Source organism: Streptomyces sp. N50 (genome assembly GCF_033335955.1).
Taxonomy (GTDB): Bacteria; Actinomycetota; Actinomycetes; order Streptomycetales; family Streptomycetaceae; genus Streptomyces.
The window spans coordinates 2,168,366-2,190,372 of record NZ_CP137549.1; the positions used below are offsets into that span (position 1 = coordinate 2,168,366).

A 22,007-nucleotide genomic window follows, 5' to 3' on the forward strand; every position below is an offset into this window, starting at 1 on the left:
ACGCGCGCGTGACACCCTGGACGGGTGAGCAGCGAGTCCCCCTCCAGCGCCCCCGGATCCCCTTCCGGCGCCTCCGCGTTCCCCTCCCGCAACCCGGTCGGCGGCCATGTCCCGGTCGCCGGCGGTCTCCACTCCGTAGGCCTGTCCTACGCCCGTGAGCTGGCCGCCGAGACCGTGCAGGTCTTCGTCGCCAACCCGCGCGGCTGGGCCACACCCGTCGGGAACCCGCGCCAGGACGAGGAGTTCCGCGCGGCCTGCGAGGCCGATTCGATCCCGGCGTACGTGCACGCCCCGTACCTGATCAACTTCGGCTCGCACACCGAGGCCACCGTGGAGAAGTCCGTCGATTCGCTACGGCACTCGCTGCGGCGCGGGCGGGAGATCGGCGCGCTCGGTGTCGTCGTGCACACCGGGAGCGCGACGGGTGGGCGGGAGCGGTCGGTGGCGCTGGCCCAGGTGCGGGAGCATCTGCTGCCGCTGCTGGACGAGTTGACGCACGACGACGACCCGTTCCTGCTGCTGGAGTCGACGGCCGGCCAGGGTTCCTCGCTGTGTTCGCGGACCTGGGACTTCGGGCCGTACTTCGAGGCGCTGGACGCCCATCCGAAGCTGGGCGTGTGCCTGGACACGTGCCACATCTTCGCCGCCGGACACGACCTGACCGGCCCGAGCGGCATGCACCAGACCCTCGACCTGCTGGTGGACACGGTCGGCGAGGGGCGGCTGAAGCTGATCCACGCCAACGACTCCAAGGACGTCGTCGGTGCCCACAAGGACCGCCACGAGAACATCGGCTCCGGCCACATCGGCGAGGACCCCTTCCGCGCCCTGATGACCCACCCCGCGACCGCGGGCGTACCGCTGGTCATCGAGACGCCCGGGGGCAAGGAAGGACACGCGGCGGACGTGGAGCGGCTGAAGAAGCTCAGGGTCGCGTAGGGATCACAGTTCGGGTCCCTCGCCGGGGCCCTCCTGGTACGAGTACCGCTGCTCCTGCCACGGATCCCCCACGTTGTGGTACCCGCGCTCCTCCCAGAACCCCCGCCGGTCCGCCGTCATGTACTCGACGCCCCGGACCCACTTCGGGCCCTTCCAGGCGTACAGGTGGGGGACGACCAGGCGGAGCGGGAAGCCGTGTTCCGCGGTGAGGAGTTCGCCGTCCTTGTGGGTGGCGAACAGCGTGGCCTCGGACGCGAAATCGGCCAGCCGCAGATTGGCGCTGAAGCCGTACTCCGCCCAGACCATGACGTGGGTGACGGCCGGGGCCGGCGGGGCGGTCTCCAGGATCGTGCGGGCAGGGATGCCGCCCCATTCGGCGCCCAGCATGCTGAACTTCGTGACGCAGTGCAGATCGGCGACCACGGAGTCGTAGGGCAGAGCCGTGAACTCGTCGTGGTTCCAGCAGTGCTTGTCGCCGTCCGCCGTGGCGCCGAAGACCCTGAACTCCCAGCGCTCGGGGCGGAACTTGGGCACCGGGCCGTAGTGCGTGACCGGCCAGCCGCGCTGGAGCCGCTGGCCCGGCGGAAGCTCGGACTGTTCGACCCCTCTCTGACCCATGACTCCATCCTGACAGACCGGGGGCGGTGCACCTGACCGGCTCGGGGGTGCACATGACCGACTCTGGGCGGATTCGGGCAACTCCTACTAAGCATGCACTTACTGGACGACGTCTTCGCGCCGGTGCAATCATGCGGCGCAACCCGCCAGTTCCCCCCGTTTTTGGAAGGAGCCTCTGCGATGCAGGGCGACCCCGAGGTCCTCGAGTTCCTGAACGAGCAGCTCACCGGTGAGCTGACCGCGATCAACCAGTACTGGCTGCACTACCGCATCCAGGACAACAACGGCTGGACCAAGCTCGCCAAGTACACGCGTGAAGAATCCATCGACGAGATGAAGCACGCGGACAAGATCACCGAGCGCATCCTGATGCTCGACGGTCTGCCGAACTACCAGCGGCTCTTCCACGTCCGGGTCGGCCAGACGGTCACCGAGATGTTCCAGGCGGACCGGCAGGTGGAGGTCGAGGCGATCGACCGGCTCAAGCGCGGTATCGAGGTGATGCGTGCGAAGGGCGACATCACGTCCGCCAACATCTTCGAGGACATCCTTGAGGACGAGGAGCACCACATCGACTACCTCGACACGCAGCTCCAGCTGATCGAGCAGCTCGGCGAGGCGCTCTACATCGCGCAGCAGATCGAGCAGCCCAGCTAGGGTCCGCCCCTAAGCGGCTTCGTCCAGTTCGGCCGGTTCGGCCAGTTCGGCGAAGACCGGCGCGCCCTCTTCCGCGAGATCGCGGCGCGGGCAGCTGCCGCGGCCGAGGATCGCCTGGATCCGGCGGACGCACGAACCGCAGTCGGTACCGGCCTTGCAGGCGGAGGCGATCTGGCGGGGCGTGCAGGCACCCCCACCCGCGTGCTGCTGGACCTGCGCCTCGGTCACCTGGAAGCAGCTGCAGACGTACACGCGGATTCACCTCCCGCCGGAACTTGATAAGGCCAACCTAACCTTACCCGGCCCGCAGGTGCCGCAAAAGTGCCGTGGGGCGGGGATCGTATGTGATCCCCGCCCCACGGCACACTGCTGTAACAGGTGAAACGGTTACTGGTCCCTGTACATCTCGGCGACGAGGAAGGCCAGGTCAAGCGACTGGCTGCGGTTCAGGCGCGGGTCGCAGGCCGTCTCGTAGCGCTGGTGGAGGTCGTCGACGAAGATCTCGTCGCCGCCGCCCACGCACTCGGTGACATCGTCACCGGTGAGCTCGACGTGGATGCCGCCCGGGTGGGTGCCGAGGCCCTTGTGGACCTCGAAGAAGCCCTTCACCTCGTCGAGCACGTCGTCGAAGCGGCGGGTCTTGTGGCCGGAGGCCGCCTCGTACGTGTTGCCGTGCATCGGGTCGGTGATCCAGGCGACGGTCGCGCCGGACGCGGTGACCTTCTCGACCAGCTCGGGCAGCTTGTCGCGGACCTTGTCCGCGCCCATCCGCACGATGAAGGTGAGCCGGCCGGGCTCGCGGTCCGGGTCGAGGCGCTCGATGTACTGCAGCGCGTCCTCGGCGGTCGTCGTCGGGCCGAGCTTGATGCCGATCGGGTTGCGGATCTGGGAGGCGAACTCGATGTGCGCGCCGTCCAGTTGACGGGTGCGCTCGCCGATCCACACCATGTGCCCGGAGACGTCGTAGAGCCTGCCGGTGCGGGAGTCGACCCGGGTCAGGGCCGACTCGTAGTCCAGCAGCAGCGCCTCGTGCGAGGAGTAGAACTCGACGGTCTTGAACTCCTCCGGGTCCGTGCCGCAGGCCCGCATGAAGTTCAGCGCGCTGTCGATCTCGCGCGCGAGCTGCTCGTAGCGCTGGCCGGACGGGGACGACTTCACGAAGTCCTGGTTCCAGGCGTGCACCTGGCGCAGGTCGGCGTAACCGCCGGTGGTGAAGGCGCGGACCAGGTTGAGCGTGGAGGCGGACGCGTTGTACATCCGCTTCAGGCGCTCGGGGTCCGGGACGCGGGACTTCTCGTCGAAGGCGAAGCCGTTGACCGAGTCGCCGCGGTACGTCGGCAGGGTCACGCCGTCACGGGTCTCGGTGCCCTTGGAGCGCGGCTTCGAGTACTGGCCGGCGATGCGGCCGACCTTCACGACCGGCACGGAGGCGGCGTACGTGAGGACGGCGCCCATCTGGAGCAGGGTCTTCAGCTTGGCGCGGATCTGGTCGGCGCCGACGGCGTCGAAGGACTCGGCGCAGTCGCCGCCCTGAAGGAGGAACGCCTCCCCCTTGGCGACGGCCGCCAGACGGGCACGCAGCTGGTCACACTCACCGGCGAAGACCAGCGGAGGATACGACTCCAGCTCGGCAATCACCTTGCGCAGAGCCTCGGAGTCGGGGTAATCAGGCTGCTGCGCCGCGGGCAGGTCGCGCCAGGTCGCCTGAGCGGCGACGGCTTGGGAATCAGCGTTCACGGTCACTCAGTAAACATTACGGGGTCGTGTCGAGTCGTTTTCCTGCGGCTCGACAGGTGAGACGCCCAGATGCTCACCTGTGCGTGATGTAGGGTGCGCTCCATGTTCGCGCACTCGACCCGTAACTGGTGGTGGACCGCTCATCCGGCGGCCCACTGACTGCGCGTACTCCCAGTACTCCGCGAAGGCCGCCCGAGGGGCGGCCTTCGGTGTGTCCGGGGTCCGTTCCTCTCCACTCTCCCCACGAGAAGGAACCGAGGACCCATGCATCTGGACGCCCTGCTCCGCGATCCCCGCCCGTTCGCCCTGCTGCGCCGTCGCACCCCGGGCCACGACCAGGACGTGATCGAGGTCATGCTCGGCCCGGTCGCCTCCTACGACCACCTCGCCGACCTCCCCGACGAGGGCCTGGCCCTGATCCCCTTCCGCCAGATCCGCGAACGCGGCTTCGACGTCCGCGACGACGGCACCCCGCTGACCTTCCTCACGCCCGAGGATTCGTACGAGATCCCGCTCGCCGACGCGCTGGCCCAGCTGCCCGCGCACGACGTCCGGGTCGAGGGCGGTGGCTTCGACGTCGACGACGAGGCCTACGGCGAGATCGTCGGGCGGGTGCTGCGGGAGGAGATCGGGCGCGGCGAGGGCGCCAACTTCGTCATCCGGCGGACGTACGAAGGGGAGATCCCGGGGTACGGCAGGGCCGAGGCGCTGGCGTTGTTCCGGCGACTGCTGGTCGGGGAGCGGGGCGCGTACTGGACGTTCGTCGTGCACACGGGCGAGCGGACGCTGGTCGGGGCCAGCCCTGAAGTGCACGTCCGGATGTCCGGCGGAACCGTCGTCATGAACCCGATCAGCGGGACGTACCGCTATCCCGCCGAGGGGCCGACGCCCGAGCATCTGCTGGATTTCCTGGCCGACGGCAAGGAGATCGAGGAGCTGTCGATGGTCGTCGACGAGGAGCTCAAGATGATGTGCACGGTCGGCGACATCGGCGGGGTCGTGATCGGGCCGCGGCTCAAGGAGATGGCCCATCTCGCGCACACCGAGTACGAGTTGCGCGGCCGGTCCTCGCTGGATGTGCGCGAGGTCCTGAAGGAGACGATGTTCGCGGCGACCGTCACCGGGTCCCCGGTGCAGAACGCCTGCCGGGTCATCGAGCGGCACGAGGTCGGCGGGCGCGGCTACTACGCCGGTGCGTTCGCGCTGATCGGCCGCGACTCCGGGGGCGCCCAGACCCTCGACTCCCCCATCCTCATCCGCACCGCCGACATCGACCCGGGCGGGCGGCTGCGGGTGCCGGTCGGCGCCACCTTGGTCCGCGGTTCGGACCCGGCGAGCGAGGTCGCGGAGACCCACGCGAAGGCGGCGGGGGTGCTGGCGGCTCTGGGCGTACGACCGTCCCGGCCGCGTGACGAGGGCACGCGGCCCCGGCTGGCCGACGACCCACGCGTGCGTGCCGCGCTCGACGGGCGCCGCACGTCCCTCGCCCCCTTCTGGCTGCGGATGCAGGAGCGGTCCGAGGAGCTGACCGGGCACGCGCTGGTCGTCGACGGGGAGGACACCTTCACGGCGATGCTCGCGCACGTGCTGCGGTCGAGCGGCCTCGATGTGACCGTGCGGCGGTACGACGAGGAGGGGCTCCGGGAGGCGGTGCTCACGCACGAGGGACCCGTGGTGCTGGGCCCCGGGCCGGGTGACCCCTCCGACACGGCCGACCCGAAGATGAGGTTCCTGCGCGCGCTGACCGCCGAGGTCCTCCAGGCGAACCGGCACGGTGTCCTCGGCGTGTGCCTCGGCCACGAGCTGATCGCGGCGGAGCTGGGCCTGGAGATCGTACGGAAGGAGGTGCCGTACCAGGGGGCGCAGACGGTGATCGATCTGTTCGGGCGGGCGGAGACCGTCGGGTTCTACAACAGCTTCGTGGCCCGGTGTGACGAGGAGGCCGCCGCTGAACTGGCCGCCCATGGTGTGGAGTTGAGCCGGAGCACAAGTGGGGAGCTGCACGCGCTGCGGGGGCCTGGCTTCGCGGGCGTCCAGTTCCACCCGGAGTCGGTGCTGACGCTCAACGGGGCCGCTGTCGTACGGGAGTTGGTGGGTCAGCTGCGCGGGACGAGCACGTTCTCGGAGCGGCGGCCCTCCGTGTAGTCGAGGACGTTTTGGACGGTGGCCTCGATGATCTGGCCGACGGCGTCCTCGGTGTAATACGCCTGGTGGGAGGTGACCAGGACGTTCGGGAAGGTGACCAGGCGGGCCAGGGTGTCGTCGTCGACGGCCTCCAGGGACTTGTCGAGGAAGAACAGGCCCGCCTCCGCCTCGTAGACGTCGAGGCCCACGCCCGTGAAGCGGCCCTCGCGGAGTTCGGCGACGAGGGCCGCGGTGTCGATCAGGCCGCCGCGGCTGGAGTTGACGAGGATCGCGTCGTCCTTCATCAGCTTCAGGGCGTCCGCGTCGATGAGCCGCTGGGTGGCCGGCATCAGCGGGACGTGCAGGGTGACCAGGTCGGACTCGGCGAGGAGCTGGTCCTTCGGGACGTAGGCCATGCCGAGTTCCACGCAGGCCGGGTTCTCGGTGACGTCCCAGCCGAGCAGGCGCATGCCGAAGCCGTGGGCGATCCGGGTGAACGCCTCGCCGATCTTGCCGGTGCCGAGGACGCCGACCGTGCGGCCGCGCAGGTCGCGTCCCATCAGGCCGTCGAGGCGGAAGTCGAAGTCGCGGGTGCGGGTGGCCGCGCGGACGATACGGCGGTTGACCGCCATCGCGAGGGTCCAGGCGAACTCGGCGACGGAGTACGGCGAGTAGGAGGAGACGCGGGCGACCGTGAGGCCGAGGCGTTCGGCGACGTCCAGGTCGATGTTGTTGAAGCCGGTGGAGCGCTGGGCGATGAGCTGGGTGCCGCCGGCGGCGAGGGTCTGCAGGACGCGGGGGTTCAGGTCCGCGTTGACGCTGGTGGAGATGATCTCGTGGCCGGCGGCGATCGGGGCGGTGTCCTCGTCGAGGAAGACGCTCAGGCAGTGGATGTCTTGGTGACCGGCGAAGGCGCGCTCGATCAGCGGCTTCTCGTCGGCCTGGACGCCGAAGGCAAGGATCTCCACGACCGCTCCCGTTCTGTGGGGTTATGGGCCGAATATAAGGCTCATAACCCCACAGTGCCGGTCCAGCTGACGCGACCGGTTCAGCCGAAGAAGACGCCGACCTCCTCGTACAGCTTCGGGTCGACGGTCTTCAGCTGGGCCGTGGCCTCCGCGATCGGTACGCGGACGATGTCCGTGCCGCGCAGGGCGACCATCTTGCCGAAGTCGCCGTCGCGCACGGCCTCGATGGCGTGCAGGCCGAAGCGGGTGGCGAGCCAGCGGTCGAACGCGCTCGGGGTGCCGCCGCGCTGGACATGGCCGAGGACGGTGGTGCGGGCCTCCTTGCCGGTCCGCTTCTCCAGCTCCTTGGCCAGCCACTCGCCCACCCCGGACAGCCGGACGTGCCCGAAGGAGTCGAGGGTCCCGTCCTTCAGCACGACATCGCCGTCCTTAGGCATGGCCCCCTCCGCGACGACCACGATCGGGGCGTACGACGCCTTGAAGCGGGACGTGATCCAGGCACACACCTGGTCGACGTCGAAGCGCTGCTCGGGGATGAGGATGACGTTGGCGCCACCCGCGAGGCCGGAGTGGATGGCGATCCAGCCGGTGTGCCGGCCCATGACCTCGCAGACCAGGATGCGCATGTGCGACTCGGCGGTGGTGTGCAGCCGGTCGATCGCCTCGGTGGCGATGCCGACGGCGGTGTCGAAGCCGAAGGTGTAGTCGGTGGCGGACAGGTCGTTGTCGATGGTCTTCGGTACGCCGACGCACGGCACGCCGCTCTCGTCCCAGAGCCGCGCGGCCACGCCGAGGGTGTCCTCGCCGCCGATCACGATGAGCGCGTCGACCTCCTGCGCGGCGAGGTTGGCCTTGATGCGCTGGATGCCGTTCTCCAACTTGAGCGGGTTGGTGCGGGAGGAGCCGAGGATGGTGCCGCCGCGGGGCAGGATGCCGCGCACGGCGGGAATGTCGAGCCGGACGGTGTCGCCTTCGAGCGGACCTCGCCAGCCGTCCCGGTAGCCGACGAAGTCATAGCCGTACTCCTGTACGCCCTTGCGGACGATGCCCCGGATGACGGCGTTGAGTCCGGGGCAGTCGCCGCCTCCGGTCAGTACTCCGACGCGCATGGAAATATCCCTTCGCCGCGGTTTCCTGTGAGGGCCACGCTAATGGTGATCCAGGTCACAGAGGGATGGGCGGGAAGGTCAATTCCGAGATCAAGTGCGGTGAATTGTCGGGGAGTTGATCTACCGGGCTGCCTACGCGTCGTCGAGACCGCGCTCTATGGCGTACCGGACCAGCTCCACCCGGTTGTGCAACTGGAGCTTGCCCAGGGTGTTCTGGACATGGTTCTGGACCGTGCGGTGCGAGATGACGAGGCGCTCGGCGATCTGCTTGTAGCTCAGGCCCTTGGCGACCAGGCGCAGCACTTCGGTCTCGCGGTCGGTGAGTTGGGGTGCCTTGGGCTGGTCGCCGTCGGTGGCCGGTGCCGGGTCGGAGGCCAGGCGGCGGTACTCGCCGAGGACCAGTCCGGCGAGGCCCGGGGTGAACACCGGGTCGCCGACCGCGGTCCGCCGCACCGCGTCCAACAGCTCTTCCGTGGAAGCCGACTTGAGCAGATAGCCGGTCGCCCCCGACTTCACCGCTTCCAGCACGTCGGCGTGCTCGCCGCTCGCGGAGAGGACCAGGACGCGCAACGCCGGGTTGGCGCCGACGAGTTCCTTGCAGACCTGGACGCCGGGCATCGCCGGCAGGTTCAGGTCGAGGACGAGGACGTCGGGGGCGGCGGCCTTGGCCCGGCGTACCGCCTGTTCGCCGTCACCGGCGGTGGCGACCACGTCGAAGCCGGACTCGGCCAGGTCGCGGGCGACGGCGTCGCGCCACATCGGGTGGTCGTCCACCACCATGACCCTGATCGGGCCCTGCTGCTCACTCATCGTGTCCCCGCCTTCCCCCGCGCTTTCGGTACCTTCAGCTCAACTTCCGTGCCCTGCCCGGGAATCGACACCAGTTCGGCGCTCCCTCCGAGGTCCCGCAACCGCCCCCGGATCGACAGCGCGACCCCGAGCCGCCCCTCCCCCTCGGCCTGCGCGAGCCGCCCCTCGGGAATCCCGGGCCCGTCGTCCCGTACGGTCACGACGACCTCCCGGGGTTCGTCCTCGACGAGGATCCAAGCCCGGGCATCCTCCCCCGCATGCCTGCGCACATTGTCCAGCGCGGCCCCGACAGCGGCGGCCAACTCCTTCGCCGCGGGCGCGGGCAACGGCACCGGAGCCCCCGGCTCGGCAAAACTCACCTTGGCCGCGGCATACGGCGCGAGCAGCGCCCGCAGATCGACCGGCCCGTCGTCGGCTTCGTCGACCTCTTCTTCTTCCACGGCTCTCACGACCGCGCCCTCCGCCGCGTCCAGCGACACCCGGGACACGGGCACCAGGGCGCCGGAGACCAGGGTACGCAGCGCGATCTCCTGCTCGCCCGCCATCCGGCCCAGCTCGCCGGCCTCGCCGCCGAGGACGGCACCGCGCCGCTGGACCATCGCGAGCACCTGGAGGACGCCGTCGTGGATGTCACGGGCGAGGCGCTCCCGTTCCCGGGTGGTGGCCTCGATCTCCAGGGCGCGGGCGAGGGTGCGCTCGGAGGCGCGGGCGACCTCGACGACGTAGCCGATGGCGATGGAGGCGACCCAGACGAGGACCACGTTGTGGACGGTGTCGCGGGCCGGGGAGCCGCGCTCGATCAGGTTGGCGGCGGCGACCGGGGTGGAGGCGAACGCGGCCCAGCGCCAGCCGCCCTTGATGGCGTAGGCGAGGACCGAGCCCGCGGTCCATATCGACGGCAGGGTGGGGCCGCCGCTGGAGATGTGGTGGTCGTCGGCCGCGAGCGGGGTGAGGACGATGCCGGTCAGCGCGATCGCGAGGTCGACGGCGAGGAAGCGCTTGGTGCAGGCGACCGCGCTCTGCACCCGGGGCAGGGTGGCGAGCGTCCAGACGAACAGGACGACGTAGAAGGCGATGGCGATGCCGGGGCGGTCGAACTCGTCGTAGGCGGAGGCGAACAGCCCGATCGCGTACAGCATGGTCAGCACGCGGTAGCCGCTCAGGGCGCGCCAGAGCGGTTGCTCGACGGACATCCTGACGACGCGTACCCGCTTGGCCACGGTCTTCTGCTTGGCCACGGTCTCCCCCACCCCCGACACAGACTCCGGCCCGCCTAGGGGCTGGTCTGTTCCTTCTCCGTCTGCGCGAGCGCGGCCTTGGCCGCCTTGTCCGCTTCCTTGTCGGCCTTCGCCGCCTCCGCGATCTGCCGCTTGGCGGCGGTCGCGTAGATGTCGACGTACTCCTGGCCGGAGAGCTTCATGATCTCGTACATGACCTCGTCGGTCACCGCGCGGAGGACGAAGCGGTCGTGCTCCATGCCGTTGTACCGGCTGAAGTCGAGCGGCTTGCCGATCCGGATGCCGGGGCGCATCAGCTTCGGCATCACCTTCCCCGGCGGCTGGATCTTCTCCGTGTCGATCATCGCGACCGGGATGACCGGGGCGCCGCTGGCGAGCGCCACGCGCGCGAGGCCGCCGGGCTTGCCCCGGTAGAGGCGACCGTCCGGGGAGCGCGTGCCCTCCGGATAGATACCGAACAGTTCACCGCGCTCCAGGACGTCGATCCCGGCCTTGATCGCGGCCTCGCCCGCCCCGCGCGCACCGGAGCGGTCCACCGGGAGCTGGCCCGCGCCCTTGAAGAACGCGGCCGTGAGCTTGCCCTTCACCCCGGGGGTCGTGAAGTACTCGGCCTTCGCGATGAAGGTGACCTTGCGGTCCAGCACCGCGGGCAGGAAGAACGAGTCCGAGAACGAGAGGTGATTGCTCGCCAGAATGGCGGCGCCGTCGTCCGGAATGTTCTCCAGGCCCTCCACCCAGGGTCGGAAGGCGACCTTCAGCGGTCCCCCGATGGCGACCTTCATCGTGCCGTACAACAAGCGAGTGCCTCCCGTATCCGTCGATCAGACCTTAACCCGGAGCACTGTCAAAGGACCCGACGACCCTGGTCGGTGTCAGTGCGGTCGCGTACGGTTAACCGCACCTGGACTTGTTCAGACCCCTCTCATGAACACGCGTCTCACCACCACGCCCTTCTCATGAACAGGAGACCGAAGGTGCCGGTCCTCCCCGGAGCCGAGCCGTACCGCCACGAGGGCGGGGAGGTCGGAGTGCTCCTCTGCCACGGCTTCACCGGTTCCCCGCAGTCGCTGCGCCCCTGGGCGGAGCATCTGGCCGAGCGCGGCCTCACCGTGTCGCTGCCGCTGCTGCCCGGGCACGGCACGCGCTGGGAGGACATGCAGCTCACCGGCTGGCAGGACTGGTACGCGGAGGTGGACCGCGAGCTGCGCGCCCTGCGCGAGCGCTGCTCGCAGGTCTTCGTCGCGGGCCTGTCCATGGGCGGCGCGCTGGCCCTGCGGCTGGCCGCGAAGCACGGCGACGACATCAGCGGTGTCGTGGTCGTCAACCCCGGCATCAAGGTGCACGGCCTCGCGGCACACGCCCTTCCGGTGGCCCGCCATCTGGTGCGTACGGCGCCGGGCATCGCCAGCGACATCGCGAAGGAGGGCAGCGAGGAGGTCGGGTACGACAAGGTGCCGCTGCACTCCGCGCACTCCCTGCGTATTTTCTTCCGGCTGGTCGACAGCGAGCTCCCGCAGGTCACCCAGCCGCTCCTGCTGCTGCACAGCGCGCAGGACCACGTGGTTCCGCCGGCCGACTCGGCTCGTGTGCTCAGCCGGGTTTCCTCGGCCGACGTGACGGAGATCCTGCTGGAACAGAGCTACCACGTCGCGACGTTGGACCACGACGCGGACCGGATTTTCGAGGAGAGCTTCGCGTTCATCGGCCGGCTCGCACCCAGTGTCGGCAAGCAGGCGTCCGACACGGGCCGGGTGAGCGAGCAGGAAGGGACGGCCACAGGTGGCTGAGCACGACTCCGACCGCGAGGGCCTCGAACCGGACGAGCAGGGCGTCCCGTTCGACGAGGAGGCCGCGTGGGCCGCGATCGTCGCCGGGTACGGCGAGGAGCCCAAGGATCCGCCGGGCGCCAAGCCGTTCAAGTCGATCGAGGATCTCGCGCTGCTCGATCCCGAGAAGAACGACGAGAAGCCGAAGGCCAAGGAGCCCGACAAAGGCACCGGCAAGGACAGCGGCACCGGCAAGGACAAGGGCACCGAGGAGCCGCCCGCGCCCGCCAAGCCGCTGGGCAGCTCGGTGTCCTTCGCGCCCGGTGTCGGCGGACCCCGCGACTACACCTCGCCGGACTCCTCCGAGGAGGACTTCGACGAGGACGACGAGGGCCACTTCGTACCGCCGGAGCCGCCGCCGCTGCCTGATGCCGATACGACCGCCAAGTTCGCCTGGCTAGGGGTGATCGGCGGGCCGATCCTGTTGCTGCTGGCGGTGCTGCTCAGCTGGGACATGACCTGGTGGCTGGCGACCATCGGGATCGGCGGGTTCCTGGGCGGGTTCGGCACGCTGGTGATGCGGATGCGGACGGACGAGGAGGACGGGGACGACCCGGGGCGGGGTGCGGTCGTCTAGTCCGCCCAGTTCGTCTAGCTCGTCCGGTTCGTCCAGCTCGTCTGGTTCCCTGAGCTTGCGGGGATTCTGAGGGCGGCCAGCACCGGGAAGTGGTCGGTGGCCGCCCTCAAGTCCGTCTCCGTGACTCCTGGTTGGGCCGAGGGCACCCCGCAGCCCAGCACCTCGATGCCGGGCGTGGCGAAGATCGCGTCGATGCGCTGGAAGGGGTTGCCGGGGGTCCAGGTGTTCTCGTCGCCCCAGGGGGCGGTGGCCCAGCAGTCCTGGAGTTCCTTGGCCAGGCGGCCGAAAGTCCGGCCGTCGGGGCGGTCGTTGAGGTCGCCGCCCGCGATCACGTGGTCCACGCCCATGCCGGCCAGCCGGTCGAGCAGCATGCCGGCCTGTTCGTAGCGTTCGTCCTGGTGGAGGCTGAGGTGACAGCTGAGGACGCCCAGGCGGACGCCGCCGATGCGTACGACCGCGGTGGCGAAGCCTCGTCGGTGCTGGCCGGGGGTCAGGGGCAGGAGTACGTCCTCCGTGCGCTCGACCGTGGCCCGGAGTGAGCACAGCAGCGCCGGGCCGGCCGCGGTGCCTCCGCCGGAGAGGACGACCAGGTCTGATGCCGAGGCCAGGCGGGCCAGCTTCTTGCGCCAGCGGAAGAAGAGGGGGGCCTCCTGGATCAGGACGAGGTCCGGAGCGCAGGCCTTGATGACGCGGGCCAGGGCGGCTGTGTCGTCGCGCATCGAGCGGATGTTGTAGCTCAGGACGCGGATGACTGCCGAACCGTCGGGTTCGGTGCGGGAGTTGGGGAGCGGCGCCATGTGGATCAATCTACGCCGAACAGCTCGGGGCGCGGGGTACGTGGGCGACTGCCGGTCCGATGTGGCTGGTCGCGCCGTTCCCCGCGCCCCTAAAAGCAAATGCCGGGGGGCGAGGTTCGTGGGCGGCTGCCGGTCGTGCGTGGCTGGTCGCGCCGTTCCCCGCGCCCCTTGGGTGGGCACAGTCGCCGTAGGCCTACATGATCGGGTCCGGTTCCCTGGCCAGGTCCGCCGCGCCGACCATGCCCGCCTTGTTGCCGAGCTGGGCCGCGATCACGTCGGCGACCGGGCGCCAGTTGCCGCCTACCAGCCAGCGTTTGTAGGACTTGCGGATCGGGTCCAGGACGAGCTCGCCCTCGTCCGAGAGGCCGCCGCCGACGATGAAGGCGGAGGGGTCGAAGAGGGAGGCGAGGTCGGCGAGGCCCGCGCCGGCCCAGCGGGCCAACTCGCGGTAGGAGTCGACGGCCACCGGGTCGCCCTGCCGGGCGGCCATGGAGATGTGCTTGCCCTCGATGCCCTCGGGGGTGCCGTCGCCGAGCGAGAGGAGCACCTCCGCGGACTCGGGGGTCGCGTTCGCGCGCTGCTTGGCGTAGCGCACGAGCGCGCGGCCCGACGCGTACTGCTCCCAGCAGCCCTGTGAGCCGCAGCCGCACAGCAGGCCGTCCGGCACCATGCGGATGTGGCCGAACTCGGCGGCCACCCCGAAGTGCCCGCGGCGCAGCTTGTTGCCGATGATGATGCCGCCGCCGAGGCCGGTGCCGAGCGTGATGCAGATGACGTTGCGGTGGCCCTTGCCGGCGCCGAACTTGTACTCGCCCCAGGCCGCGGCGTTCGCGTCGTTCTCCACGACGACGGGGAGGCCCACGCGGGCCTCGACCTTCTCCTTCAGCGGCTCCTGGCGCCAGTCGATGTTCGGCGCGAAGTAGACCGTGGAGCGCTGACGGTTGACGTATCCGGCGGCACCGATGCCCACGCCGACGATCTCGTGCCCGGCGCGCGCCCCGTCGACCGCGGCGGCGATGGCGTCCACGATGCCCTCGGCCGTGCCCGGGGTCGGCACCTTGTGGGTCGAGAGGATGTTGCCTTCCTCGTCGACCACCCCGGCCGCGATCTTGGTGCCGCCGATATCGACGCCGATGGTGAGTCCCATGAATCCCTCAGTTTCGGTCGAGCCCCGCTACGGCCCACCGTACCCGAGCGCCTGCCGTCGGAATCGCGCCGTTCGCCCGCTGGGCGGCCCTGGCGGGCTCTGGTGGCGGTGAGGGAAGCGCGCACCAGAGCCGACCGGGCGGACGCGCGTCCGCCAGCAGGTCCTCAGGGGCCTATAGACCCTCCAGTCCGTCTAGTCCAGGTCGATGCGCTCCCCCGGGCCGGAGTCGTCCCCCCGGTCGCGGCGGTCGTTCTTCAGGTCCTTCAGCTCGCTGTCCCGGGCCGTCCAGCGCTGCTCCTGGGCCTGGACCGCGGAGCGGTACGCGGCGAGGAGTTCGTTGCCGGCCGCCGCGAGGTGGTCGAAGACGTCCGGGTTGCGTTCGATGACGGGCTCGACGGCGGCCTTGGCCTGCTGGACGACCTGCTTCACCACCTGCTGGGCGGCCGGTCCGGCGACCTGGCCGAGCAGCGGGGACTGGAGGCCGGACAGCTTGTCCGCGACGGTGTCGACGAGCTTGCGCAGTTCCTCGGCGGCCGAGACCGGCGGCTGGCCGTACTGGGTGCGGCGGCGGGCCTTCTCCGCCGCGAGGTCTTCGGCGGCCGCCGTCGCCCAGGCGTCGGCGTCGGTCGCCCGCACCTCGTCGAGCGCCTCGTCCTTGCGGGCGTCGGACGGGGGGAGCTCTTCGCTCATGACGGACTCCTGACTACGGTTCGTCTCTACGACGTTACCCGAATGGGCGTACGTGCTTCACGGCTCCGCACCCACCAATACTCACCTTCCCTGCGGCCACAGGTCAGGGTCGGGGGCGAACCGGATGCGCAGTTCGCCCTCGCGCAGGGCCGCGCCGGCCACGGTGCAGCGGCGCAGGGCCGACGGCAGCGGCACGATCCGGCGGAACCGGCCGACGGTGACGACGAGTTCGTCGCCGCGCCGGACCAGGTCCAGCTCGTCCCGTATCGCGCCGGGCAGCGGAATGCCCCAGACCAGCACACCGTCCTCGGCCAGCCGGTCGGTCACCGGCCACTCGACCGCGGAACCGGCCGCGTCGGCACCGGGCACGGCGAGCGCGGCGAGGTCGTCGGTGCCGCGCGGGTCGTGGCCGAGGTGCGGGACGTGCCGGACGTCGTACGTCCCCTGCCACTCGTCCAGGGTCTTGCGCTGCTGGGCGTTGAGGCCGGCCAGCCAGGTGTCCTCGACGGACTCGGGCAGCACCCGGTTGGCGACCAGCACGTCGGGGCGCAGGCCGCGCAGGGCGAGCGCGAGCCCGGCCGCGCGGACGGCATCGGCGCCGGCCGGTCCTGGCTCCGCCACCAGTCGTACGGAGGTGTGGCGGTCGGCGAGGACGGCTTCCACGGCGGCCAGTTCCACGTCCCAGCGGCCGGCCGTGTCGTAGAGCCACTCGGACGGCATCGGGACGCCGGCGAGGCGGCCGAGGACCGGGCGGAGGGCGCGGGCCGCCTGGCGCTCCGCGGGGAGGAGGCGGCGGAGGTAGCGGCGGAGCTCCTCGGGGAGGGCGAGGAGCGCGAGCGCGTGGGGGGTGGGTGGGAGGTCTACGACGAGGAGGTCGTAGGCCTCGGACAGGGCCGCGTCCCTGAGGGCCCGGAGGAGGGCCAGTTCCTCGGCGCCGGGGAGGGGGGTCAGTTCTTCCGCGTCCAGGCGTGCGGCGCCGAGGAGTTCGAGGGCGGTGGAGGCGCGGTCCTGGAAGGCGGTGAGGTCGGCGCGGAAGGATTCCGTGGCGTCGGGGCGCCATGCCGTGAGGTTCTCGGCGGCTTCCACGGGGGCCGCTCCCGTCACCACGCCCAGGGCGGCGCCTAGGGTGTCGCCGCGGTCGGCACCGAGGAGGAGTGTCCGGGTGCCGGTGCCTGCGGCGGCTTGTGCGGTGGCTGCGGCGATGGTGCTGCGGCCGCTGCCGCCTGGGCCGGTGATCAGGATGGTACGCATATGAGTGAACGGTAGTCGCTCGGCGGGGGTGGGGGCTGGGCGCCGTTGCTGGGGGCTGCCGCCCCCAGACCCCCGCTTCGGCCCTGAAGGGGCCTCGTCCTCAAGCGCCGGACGGGCTGCGTATGACCGGCCTGTGTCAGAAGGGCACCGGACAAACCAAGTGATGCCCCCGGCACCGCGAAGATGCCCTACTGCTCCCCCGACTCCACCCGCTTCTTCAACCCCGCCAACGCCCGGTCGATGATGACCTTCTCGGCCTTGCGCTTGATCATGCCCAGCATGGGGATCTTGACGTCCACCGTGAGGAGGTAGGTGACCTCCGTGGCGCCCGCGCCCGCAGGCTTGAGCAGGTAGGAGCCGTCCAGGGAGCGCAGCATCTGGGACTTGACGAGGGTCCAGGAGACCTCGTTGTCGCCGGTCCAGGTGTAGGCGAGGACCTGGTCGTCCTTGATCGCGCCGGCGTCCATGACGAGGCGGACCTCTTGGGCGCGGCCGCGCTCGTCGGTCTTGAGGACGTCCGCCTCCTTCACCTCGCCGGTCCAGTCCGGGTAGCGGGCGAAGTCGGCGATCACTTCCATCACTTCGGCCGGTGCCGCCTCGATCGTGATGCTCGAACTGGTGTGTTCCGCCATCGCTGTGGCTCCTCCAGATGCGGACCGGCAGGGCGTCGTCGTCGTGCGCGTGTGCGTGCAGCGTGAAGGCTACCTCCCCGCCAACCCCCTTACCGCACCCCCTACCTGCGGACATCAGGAGGAAGTCAGGAGGAGGTCACCACTCCAGTACCCACGGCTTGCCGCTGCTCGCGAAGTGCCCCACGTTCACACACTCGGTGACCCCGATCCGCATCCTGCGCACCAACGGCTGGTGAACGTGCCCGAACAGTGAATAGCGGGGCCTGGTGCGGCGGATGGCGTCCAGGAGGGCGCGGCTGCCGCGTTCGAAGCGGCGCGCGACGGTGTCGTAGACCAGCTCGGGGACCTCGGGCGGGATGTGCGTGCACAGGACGTCGACCTCGCCCACCGCCTCGATCTTCGCCGCGTACTCCTCGTCGCTGATCTCGTACGGGGTGCGCATGGGGGTGCGCAGGCCGCCGCCGATGAAGCCGAAGGTGCGGCCGCCGATCTCCACGCGTTCGCCGTCGAGGACCGTCGTTCCGGGGGCTGCGTACTCGGGCCACAGGGTCGGCATGTCGACGTTGCCGTAGGTGGCGTACGTCGGGGTGGGGAAGGCGGCGAACATCTCGGCGTACTGCTTGCGGACCGCCTTCTCGATCAGGGCCGCCCGGTCGCCGCCGACGCCGGACCAGAGGCGGGCGCCCAGTTCCCGGGCCTCCTCGAAGCGGCGGGCGGTGCGCAGCTCGACCAGGCGGTCGGCGTTCTCCTCGCCGAACAGTTCAGGGAAGATCCCGCGCGCGTGGTCGGCGTAGTCGAGGAAGAGGACGAGGTCGCCCAGGCAGATCAGGGCATCGGCACCCTCGGCGGATCTGGCCAGGTCACGGGCGTTGCCGTGCACGTCGCTGACCACGTGGATGCGCGTCCCGGAGTTACCGGCCGGTGTGGGTGCCATGACGATCAAGCGTAGGCGTGTGCGGCAAACGTGAACAGTGGCGGCGGACCTTGCGGTTACTGGCCAGTTAAGAAAGGCGTGGACTACTGTGCGCGAGGAAACACCAATCTGTGTGACGCAGCGAACATCTCGCCGGACCCCCCTGTCGTAGGACCCATACCGGCGGGTAACGTCCGGGCAGTCCAGTCGTGCTCAGGATTTCAACCACCGGGTCCTGACGCACCTGCCCGAGCCGTGGACCGGACCGTCGCATCACACAACGTCGTGGCGCCGGCGCCCTATGAGGAGCAGCAGTCTTGCGCGAGTTCAGCCTTCCGGCTTTGTACGAGGTCCCCGCGGACGGCAATCTGACCGACATCGTCCGCAGAAACGCCGCGCAGCACCCAGATGTCGCCGTGATCGCCCGCAAGGCGAACGGCGGCTGGCAGGACGTGACCGCCACGGTCTTCCTCGCCGAGGTGCACGCCGCCGCCAAGGGGCTCATCGCCTCCGGCGTCCAGCCCGGCGACCGGGTCGGCCTGATGTCCCGCACGCGGTACGAGTGGACGCTGCTCGACTTCGCGATCTGGTGCGCGGGCGCGATCACCGTGCCGGTGTACGAGACCAGCTCGCCGGAGCAGGTGCAGTGGATCCTGAGCGACTCGGGCGCCACCGCCGTCATCGTCGAGCAGGACGGGCACGCGGCCACCGTCGAGTCGGTGCGGGCGCAGCTGCCCGCGCTCAAGCACGTCTGGCAGATCGACGCCGGCGCGATCGACGAGCTGGACCGCGCGGGCAAGGACGTCACCGACGCGACCGTCGAGAAGCGCAGCTCGCTGGCGAAGGCCGACGACCCGGCGACCATCGTGTACACGAGTGGCACCACCGGGCGGCCCAAGGGCTGTGTGCTCACCCACCGCAGCTTCTTCGCGGAGTGCGGCAACATCGTCGAGCGGCTGCGCCCGCTGTTCCGCACCGGCGAGTGCTCGGTGCTGCTGTTCCTGCCGCTCGCGCACGTCTTCGGGCGGCTGGTGCAGATCGCGCCGATGATGGCGCCGATCAAGCTGGGCCTGGTCCCGGACATCAAGAACCTCACCGATGAACTCGCCTCGTTCCGGCCGACGTTGATCCTCGGTGTGCCGCGCGTCTTCGAGAAGGTCTACAACTCGGCGCGTGCCAAGGCGCAGGCGGACGGCAAGGGCAAGATCTTCGACAAGGCGGCCGACACCGCGATCGCGTACAGCCGCGCGCTGGACACCCCGTCGGGTCCGTCGCTCGGTCTGAAGATCAAGTACAAGACCTTCGACAAGCTCGTCTACAGCAAGCTGCGCGCGGTGCTCGGCGGCAAGGGCGAGTACGCGATCTCCGGCGGCGCCCCGCTGGGCGAGCGGCTCGGGCACTTCTTCCGCGGCATCGGCTTCACGGTCCTGGAGGGCTACGGCCTGACCGAGTCCTGCGCGGCCACCGCGTTCAACCCCTGGGACCGGACGAAGATCGGCACGGTCGGCCAGCCGCTGCCCGGCTCGGTCGTGCGCATCGCGGACGACGGCGAGGTGCTGCTGCACGGCGAGCACCTGTTCAAGGGTTACTGGAACAACGAAGCGGCTACGGCCGAGGCGCTCGCCGACGGCTGGTTCCACACCGGCGACATCGGCACCCTCGACGAGGACGGCTACCTCAGCATCACGGGCCGCAAGAAGGAGATCATCGTCACCGCGGGCGGCAAGAACGTCGCCCCGGCCGTGATCGAGGACCGCATCCGCGCGCACGCGCTGGTCGCGGAGTGCATGGTCGTCGGCGACGGGCGGCCCTTCGTGGGCGCGCTGATCACGGTCGACGACGAGTTCCTGGGCCGCTGGGCCGCCGAGCACGGCAAACCGGCGGGTTCCACCGCGGCGTCGCTGCGTGACGACCCGGACCTGGTGCGGGCGATCCAGGACGCGGTCGACGACGGCAACGCCGCGGTGTCGAAGGCGGAATCGGTGCGGAAGTTCCGCATTCTGTCCTCCCAGTTCACGGAGGAGTCGGGCCACCTGACGCCGTCCCTGAAGCTCAAGCGCAATGTGGTGGCCAAGGACTACGCGGACGAGATCGAGGCCATCTACCAGAAGTAGAGGGGTGGTCGGGGCATCCGGTGGGTGCTCAGAAGTCCTCGGCGAGGACCCGTTCCAGCGTGCGTTCGGCGAGCGCGGTGATGGTGACGAACGGGTTCACGCCGATGTTGCCGGGCACCAGCGAACCGTCCGTGATGTACAGCTTCGAATACCCCTTCACCCGGCCGTAGTTGTCGGTCGCGTTGCCCAGCACACAGCCGCCCAGCGGGTGGTAGCAGAAGTCGTCCGCGAACACCTTGCTGGGCGTGCCGAACAGGTCGGAGCGGTAGATCGTCGCGTTGGCCGAGTTGATCCGGTCGAACAGCTTCTTGGCCATCGCGACCGAGACCGCGCTCTGCGCCGCGGTCCAGCCCAGCTTCACCGTGCCGCTCGCCGAGTCGTAGGTGAACGAGGCCCGTTGGGGGTTCTTGGTGATCGCCAGATAGAGGCTCACCCAGGTCTCGAAGCCGATGGGCAGCGGAGCGATCTCCGCGAAGACCGGGTTGTCGGTGTTGGCCCAGTCGTCGATGCCCATCACCGGCATCGTCGCCTGGTTGGCGCCGGTCGTGTCCCAGATGTGGTTGGCGCGGCCGACCATGGTGTTGCCGTTGGGTCCCCAGCCCGCCCCGACCGTGGAGTTGAGCGCGGGCAGGGTGCCCGTGTCCCTTGCCCGGACGAGGAGTTCGGTGGTGCCGAGGCTGCCGCCGCCGAGGAACAGATAGGTGCAGCTGTACTGCTTGGTCTCGACGACCGCGCCGGTGTCGTCGATCCGGTTCACGCTCAGGACGTACGACCCGTCGCTCGCGCGGCTGACCCCGGTCACCTTCTCCATGGTGTGGATGGTGACCTTGCCGGTGCCCAGCGCCGAGGCGAGGTAGGTCTTGTCGAGGCTCTTCTTGCCGTAGTTGTTGCCGTAGATGACCTCCTGGGCGAGCGCGGACTTGGTGGCGGTGCCGGCCGCCTCCTTCTGCATGTAGCCGAAGTCGTAGACGTTGGGCACGAAGGTGGTCGTCAGGCCGGTGTTCGTGGCCGCCTTCCGTGAGGTGCGGGTGAACTGGTACCACTCGGTCGACTCGAACCACGTCGGGTCGACGGTGTTGACGCCGAGCATGGTGCGGGCGCGCGGGAAGTACGTGTTGTACATCGCGGTGGCGTCCACGGCGGGGAACTGCTCGGTGAAGTACGACTGGCGCGGGGTGACCGCCATGCCGCCGTTGACCAGCGAGCCGCCGCCGACCCCGCGTCCCACGTACACGGACATGGCGTCGTAGTGCACGCGGTCCAGGACGCCCGGGTACGCGGTGATGTCCTTGTTGACGACGTCCAGCCAGAGGAAGCTCGCGAGCGGGGCCTCTGTGCGGGTCTTGAACCACATCGAGCGCTGGTCCGGGTTGGCGGTGTTGCAGAAGATCTTGCCGTCGGCACCGGCCGTGTTCCACAGCCTGCCCATCTCCAGGACCACGGTGGTGACGCCGGCCTGGCCCAGGCGGAGGGCGGCGACCGCGCCGCCGTAGCCGGACCCGACGACGATCGCGGGGGCGGTCTGGACGGCGGCGGGTTCGACGGCCTGCGCGGACTGCAGACCGATACGGGTGAGACCGGCGGTGGCGGCGGTCTGGAGGGCGATCATGCCCAGGATTTGACGTCTCGTCAGCTGATGCTGCGTCAGTTTTGCTGTCATGCGCGCAGCATGTGCGGATTATTGGGTTCCGCCAAGGGGCTGCGCCGGTTTTGGGGCGCTGTGGGTGGGTGCCGGGTGCGGTGGTCGGGCGGGTGCGGGTCGGTGGGGGCTGGTCGCGCAGTTCCCCGCGCCCCTAAAAGCAGGGGGTTCCGCGTGCGACCGTTGCAGAGTCGCCGGCGTCACGGTCCCGCCCCGGAAAG

22 protein-coding genes are annotated in these 22,007 nt (G+C 70.0%); 7 read left to right on the forward strand and 15 right to left on the reverse strand.

Annotated elements, in window-relative coordinates; all coding sequences use genetic code 11:
* The first annotated feature begins 24 nt into the window (after positions 1-24).
* Positions 25-939, forward strand: a complete 915-nt coding sequence (locus R2B38_RS09320) for a deoxyribonuclease IV (protein ID WP_318015802.1) — start codon at positions 25-27, stop codon at positions 937-939.
* Positions 940-942: 3 nt separating this feature from the next.
* Here R2B38_RS09320 and R2B38_RS09325 read toward each other — a convergent pair whose 3' ends face one another.
* The gene (locus R2B38_RS09325; RefSeq protein WP_318015803.1) at positions 943-1,557 is read right to left on the reverse strand and encodes a sulfite oxidase-like oxidoreductase; all 615 of its coding nucleotides are present in this window, start codon (positions 1,555-1,557) and stop codon (positions 943-945) included.
* Positions 1,558-1,737: 180 nt separating this feature from the next.
* Between R2B38_RS09325 and bfr the strand changes: the two genes are divergently transcribed.
* Positions 1,738-2,214, forward strand: a complete 477-nt coding sequence (bfr, locus tag R2B38_RS09330; RefSeq protein ID WP_318015804.1) for a bacterioferritin — start codon at positions 1,738-1,740, stop codon at positions 2,212-2,214.
* Between the two features lie 9 nt (positions 2,215-2,223).
* Here bfr and R2B38_RS09335 read toward each other — a convergent pair whose 3' ends face one another.
* Entirely contained in the window at positions 2,224-2,466 is a 243-nt protein-coding gene (locus R2B38_RS09335; protein ID WP_199811075.1) for a bacterioferritin-associated ferredoxin, read from the reverse strand.
* Between the two features lie 135 nt (positions 2,467-2,601).
* Complete coding sequence (locus R2B38_RS09340; protein ID WP_390158830.1) at positions 2,602-3,957, reverse strand: class II 3-deoxy-7-phosphoheptulonate synthase; 1,356 nt, start codon at positions 3,955-3,957, stop codon at positions 2,602-2,604.
* A gap of 96 nt (positions 3,958-4,053) precedes the next feature.
* On the opposite strand from R2B38_RS09340, the gene R2B38_RS51280 reads away from it, so the two are divergent.
* Both R2B38_RS51280 and R2B38_RS09345 read left to right on the forward strand, forming a co-directional pair.
* Positions 4,054-4,110: a trp operon leader peptide gene (locus R2B38_RS51280; RefSeq protein WP_073735655.1), complete on the forward strand. Its 57-nt coding sequence runs from the start codon at positions 4,054-4,056 to the stop codon at positions 4,108-4,110.
* Between the two features lie 105 nt (positions 4,111-4,215).
* Positions 4,216-6,096 (forward strand): anthranilate synthase family protein, encoded by a 1,881-nt coding sequence (locus R2B38_RS09345; RefSeq protein ID WP_318015806.1) that lies wholly within the window; start codon positions 4,216-4,218, stop codon positions 6,094-6,096.
* On the opposite strand, the gene R2B38_RS09350 is transcribed toward R2B38_RS09345, so the two are convergent.
* The 5 genes from R2B38_RS09350 to R2B38_RS09370 form a co-directional block, all read right to left on the reverse strand.
* Complete coding sequence (locus tag R2B38_RS09350) at positions 6,048-7,043, reverse strand: 2-hydroxyacid dehydrogenase (RefSeq protein ID WP_318015807.1); 996 nt, start codon at positions 7,041-7,043, stop codon at positions 6,048-6,050. The two genes, R2B38_RS09345 and R2B38_RS09350, sit on opposite strands and share 49 nt — an antisense overlap.
* Before the next feature lie 80 nt (positions 7,044-7,123).
* Entirely contained in the window at positions 7,124-8,152 is a 1,029-nt protein-coding gene (locus R2B38_RS09355) for a 6-phosphofructokinase (protein ID WP_318015808.1), read from the reverse strand.
* 132 nt (positions 8,153-8,284) lie between these two features.
* Positions 8,285-8,962: a response regulator transcription factor gene (locus R2B38_RS09360; protein WP_318015809.1), complete on the reverse strand. Its 678-nt coding sequence runs from the start codon at positions 8,960-8,962 to the stop codon at positions 8,285-8,287.
* Positions 8,959-10,182, reverse strand: coding sequence for a MacS family sensor histidine kinase (gene macS, locus R2B38_RS09365; protein WP_318021620.1), 1,224 nt, complete (start codon positions 10,180-10,182; stop codon positions 8,959-8,961). Before macS ends, R2B38_RS09360 begins: the two co-directional genes overlap by 4 nt.
* 53 nt (positions 10,183-10,235) lie before the next feature.
* Positions 10,236-10,982 (reverse strand): lysophospholipid acyltransferase family protein, encoded by a 747-nt coding sequence (locus tag R2B38_RS09370; protein ID WP_318021621.1) that lies wholly within the window; start codon positions 10,980-10,982, stop codon positions 10,236-10,238.
* Between the two features lie 192 nt (positions 10,983-11,174).
* Between R2B38_RS09370 and R2B38_RS09375 the strand changes: the two genes are divergently transcribed.
* A complete protein-coding gene (locus R2B38_RS09375; protein WP_318021622.1) occupies positions 11,175-11,987 on the forward strand; it encodes an alpha/beta hydrolase in 813 nt (270 codons plus the stop codon).
* A complete protein-coding gene (locus R2B38_RS09380) occupies positions 11,980-12,603 on the forward strand; it encodes a hypothetical protein (protein ID WP_318015810.1) in 624 nt (207 codons plus the stop codon). The genes R2B38_RS09375 and R2B38_RS09380 overlap by 8 nt, the downstream gene beginning before the upstream one ends.
* A 14-nt stretch (positions 12,604-12,617) precedes the next feature.
* Here the strand turns inward: R2B38_RS09380 and R2B38_RS09385 are convergent, their stop codons facing one another.
* The 6 genes from R2B38_RS09385 to R2B38_RS09410 form a co-directional block, all read right to left on the reverse strand.
* Positions 12,618-13,400 carry an endonuclease/exonuclease/phosphatase family protein gene (locus R2B38_RS09385; protein WP_318015811.1) on the reverse strand — a complete coding sequence of 261 codons (783 nt, stop codon included), beginning with the start codon at positions 13,398-13,400 and terminating at the stop codon, positions 12,618-12,620.
* A 193-nt stretch (positions 13,401-13,593) separates the two neighbouring features.
* Positions 13,594-14,547: an ROK family glucokinase gene (locus tag R2B38_RS09390; protein ID WP_033284421.1), complete on the reverse strand. Its 954-nt coding sequence runs from the start codon at positions 14,545-14,547 to the stop codon at positions 13,594-13,596.
* 192 nt (positions 14,548-14,739) lie between these two features.
* Positions 14,740-15,237 carry a DUF5304 domain-containing protein gene (locus tag R2B38_RS09395; protein ID WP_033284420.1) on the reverse strand — a complete coding sequence of 166 codons (498 nt, stop codon included), beginning with the start codon at positions 15,235-15,237 and terminating at the stop codon, positions 14,740-14,742.
* 81 nt (positions 15,238-15,318) lie between these two features.
* Entirely contained in the window at positions 15,319-16,488 is a 1,170-nt protein-coding gene (locus R2B38_RS09400; RefSeq protein ID WP_318015812.1) for an ArsA family ATPase, read from the reverse strand.
* 188 nt (positions 16,489-16,676) lie between these two features.
* Complete coding sequence (locus R2B38_RS09405) at positions 16,677-17,120, reverse strand: SRPBCC family protein (RefSeq protein WP_318015813.1); 444 nt, start codon at positions 17,118-17,120, stop codon at positions 16,677-16,679.
* Between the two features lie 136 nt (positions 17,121-17,256).
* Positions 17,257-18,012, reverse strand: coding sequence for a metallophosphoesterase (locus R2B38_RS09410; RefSeq protein ID WP_318021623.1), 756 nt, complete (start codon positions 18,010-18,012; stop codon positions 17,257-17,259).
* 338 nt (positions 18,013-18,350) lie between these two features.
* Between R2B38_RS09410 and R2B38_RS09415 the strand changes: the two genes are divergently transcribed.
* Positions 18,351-20,147, forward strand: a complete 1,797-nt coding sequence (locus R2B38_RS09415) for an AMP-dependent synthetase/ligase (protein WP_318015814.1) — start codon at positions 18,351-18,353, stop codon at positions 20,145-20,147.
* Between the two features lie 28 nt (positions 20,148-20,175).
* On the opposite strand, the gene R2B38_RS09420 is transcribed toward R2B38_RS09415, so the two are convergent.
* A complete protein-coding gene (locus R2B38_RS09420) occupies positions 20,176-21,756 on the reverse strand; it encodes a GMC oxidoreductase (protein WP_318021624.1) in 1,581 nt (526 codons plus the stop codon).
* Positions 21,757-22,007 lie beyond the last annotated feature (251 nt).

Coding starts and splice junctions, on each gene's coding strand:
- R2B38_RS09325 (WP_318015803.1), bottom strand. CDS start 1,557: ATGGGTCAGAGAGGGGTCGAACAGTCCGAGCTTCCGCCGGGCCAGCGG.
- R2B38_RS09360 (WP_318015809.1), bottom strand. CDS start 8,962: ATGAGTGAGCAGCAGGGCCCGATCAGGGTCATGGTGGTGGACGACCAC.
- R2B38_RS09420 (WP_318021624.1), bottom strand. CDS start 21,756: ATGATCGCCCTCCAGACCGCCGCCACCGCCGGTCTCACCCGTATCGGT.
- R2B38_RS09385 (WP_318015811.1), bottom strand. CDS start 13,400: ATGGCGCCGCTCCCCAACTCCCGCACCGAACCCGACGGTTCGGCAGTC.
- R2B38_RS09405 (WP_318015813.1), bottom strand. CDS start 17,120: ATGGCGGAACACACCAGTTCGAGCATCACGATCGAGGCGGCACCGGCC.
- R2B38_RS09390 (WP_033284421.1), bottom strand. CDS start 14,547: ATGGGACTCACCATCGGCGTCGATATCGGCGGCACCAAGATCGCGGCC.
- bfr (WP_318015804.1), top strand. CDS start 1,738: ATGCAGGGCGACCCCGAGGTCCTCGAGTTCCTGAACGAGCAGCTCACC.
- R2B38_RS09345 (WP_318015806.1), top strand. CDS start 4,216: ATGCATCTGGACGCCCTGCTCCGCGATCCCCGCCCGTTCGCCCTGCTG.
- R2B38_RS09395 (WP_033284420.1), bottom strand. CDS start 15,237: ATGAGCGAAGAGCTCCCCCCGTCCGACGCCCGCAAGGACGAGGCGCTC.
- R2B38_RS09355 (WP_318015808.1), bottom strand. CDS start 8,152: ATGCGCGTCGGAGTACTGACCGGAGGCGGCGACTGCCCCGGACTCAAC.
- R2B38_RS09370 (WP_318021621.1), bottom strand. CDS start 10,982: ATGAAGGTCGCCATCGGGGGACCGCTGAAGGTCGCCTTCCGACCCTGG.
- R2B38_RS09400 (WP_318015812.1), bottom strand. CDS start 16,488: ATGCGTACCATCCTGATCACCGGCCCAGGCGGCAGCGGCCGCAGCACC.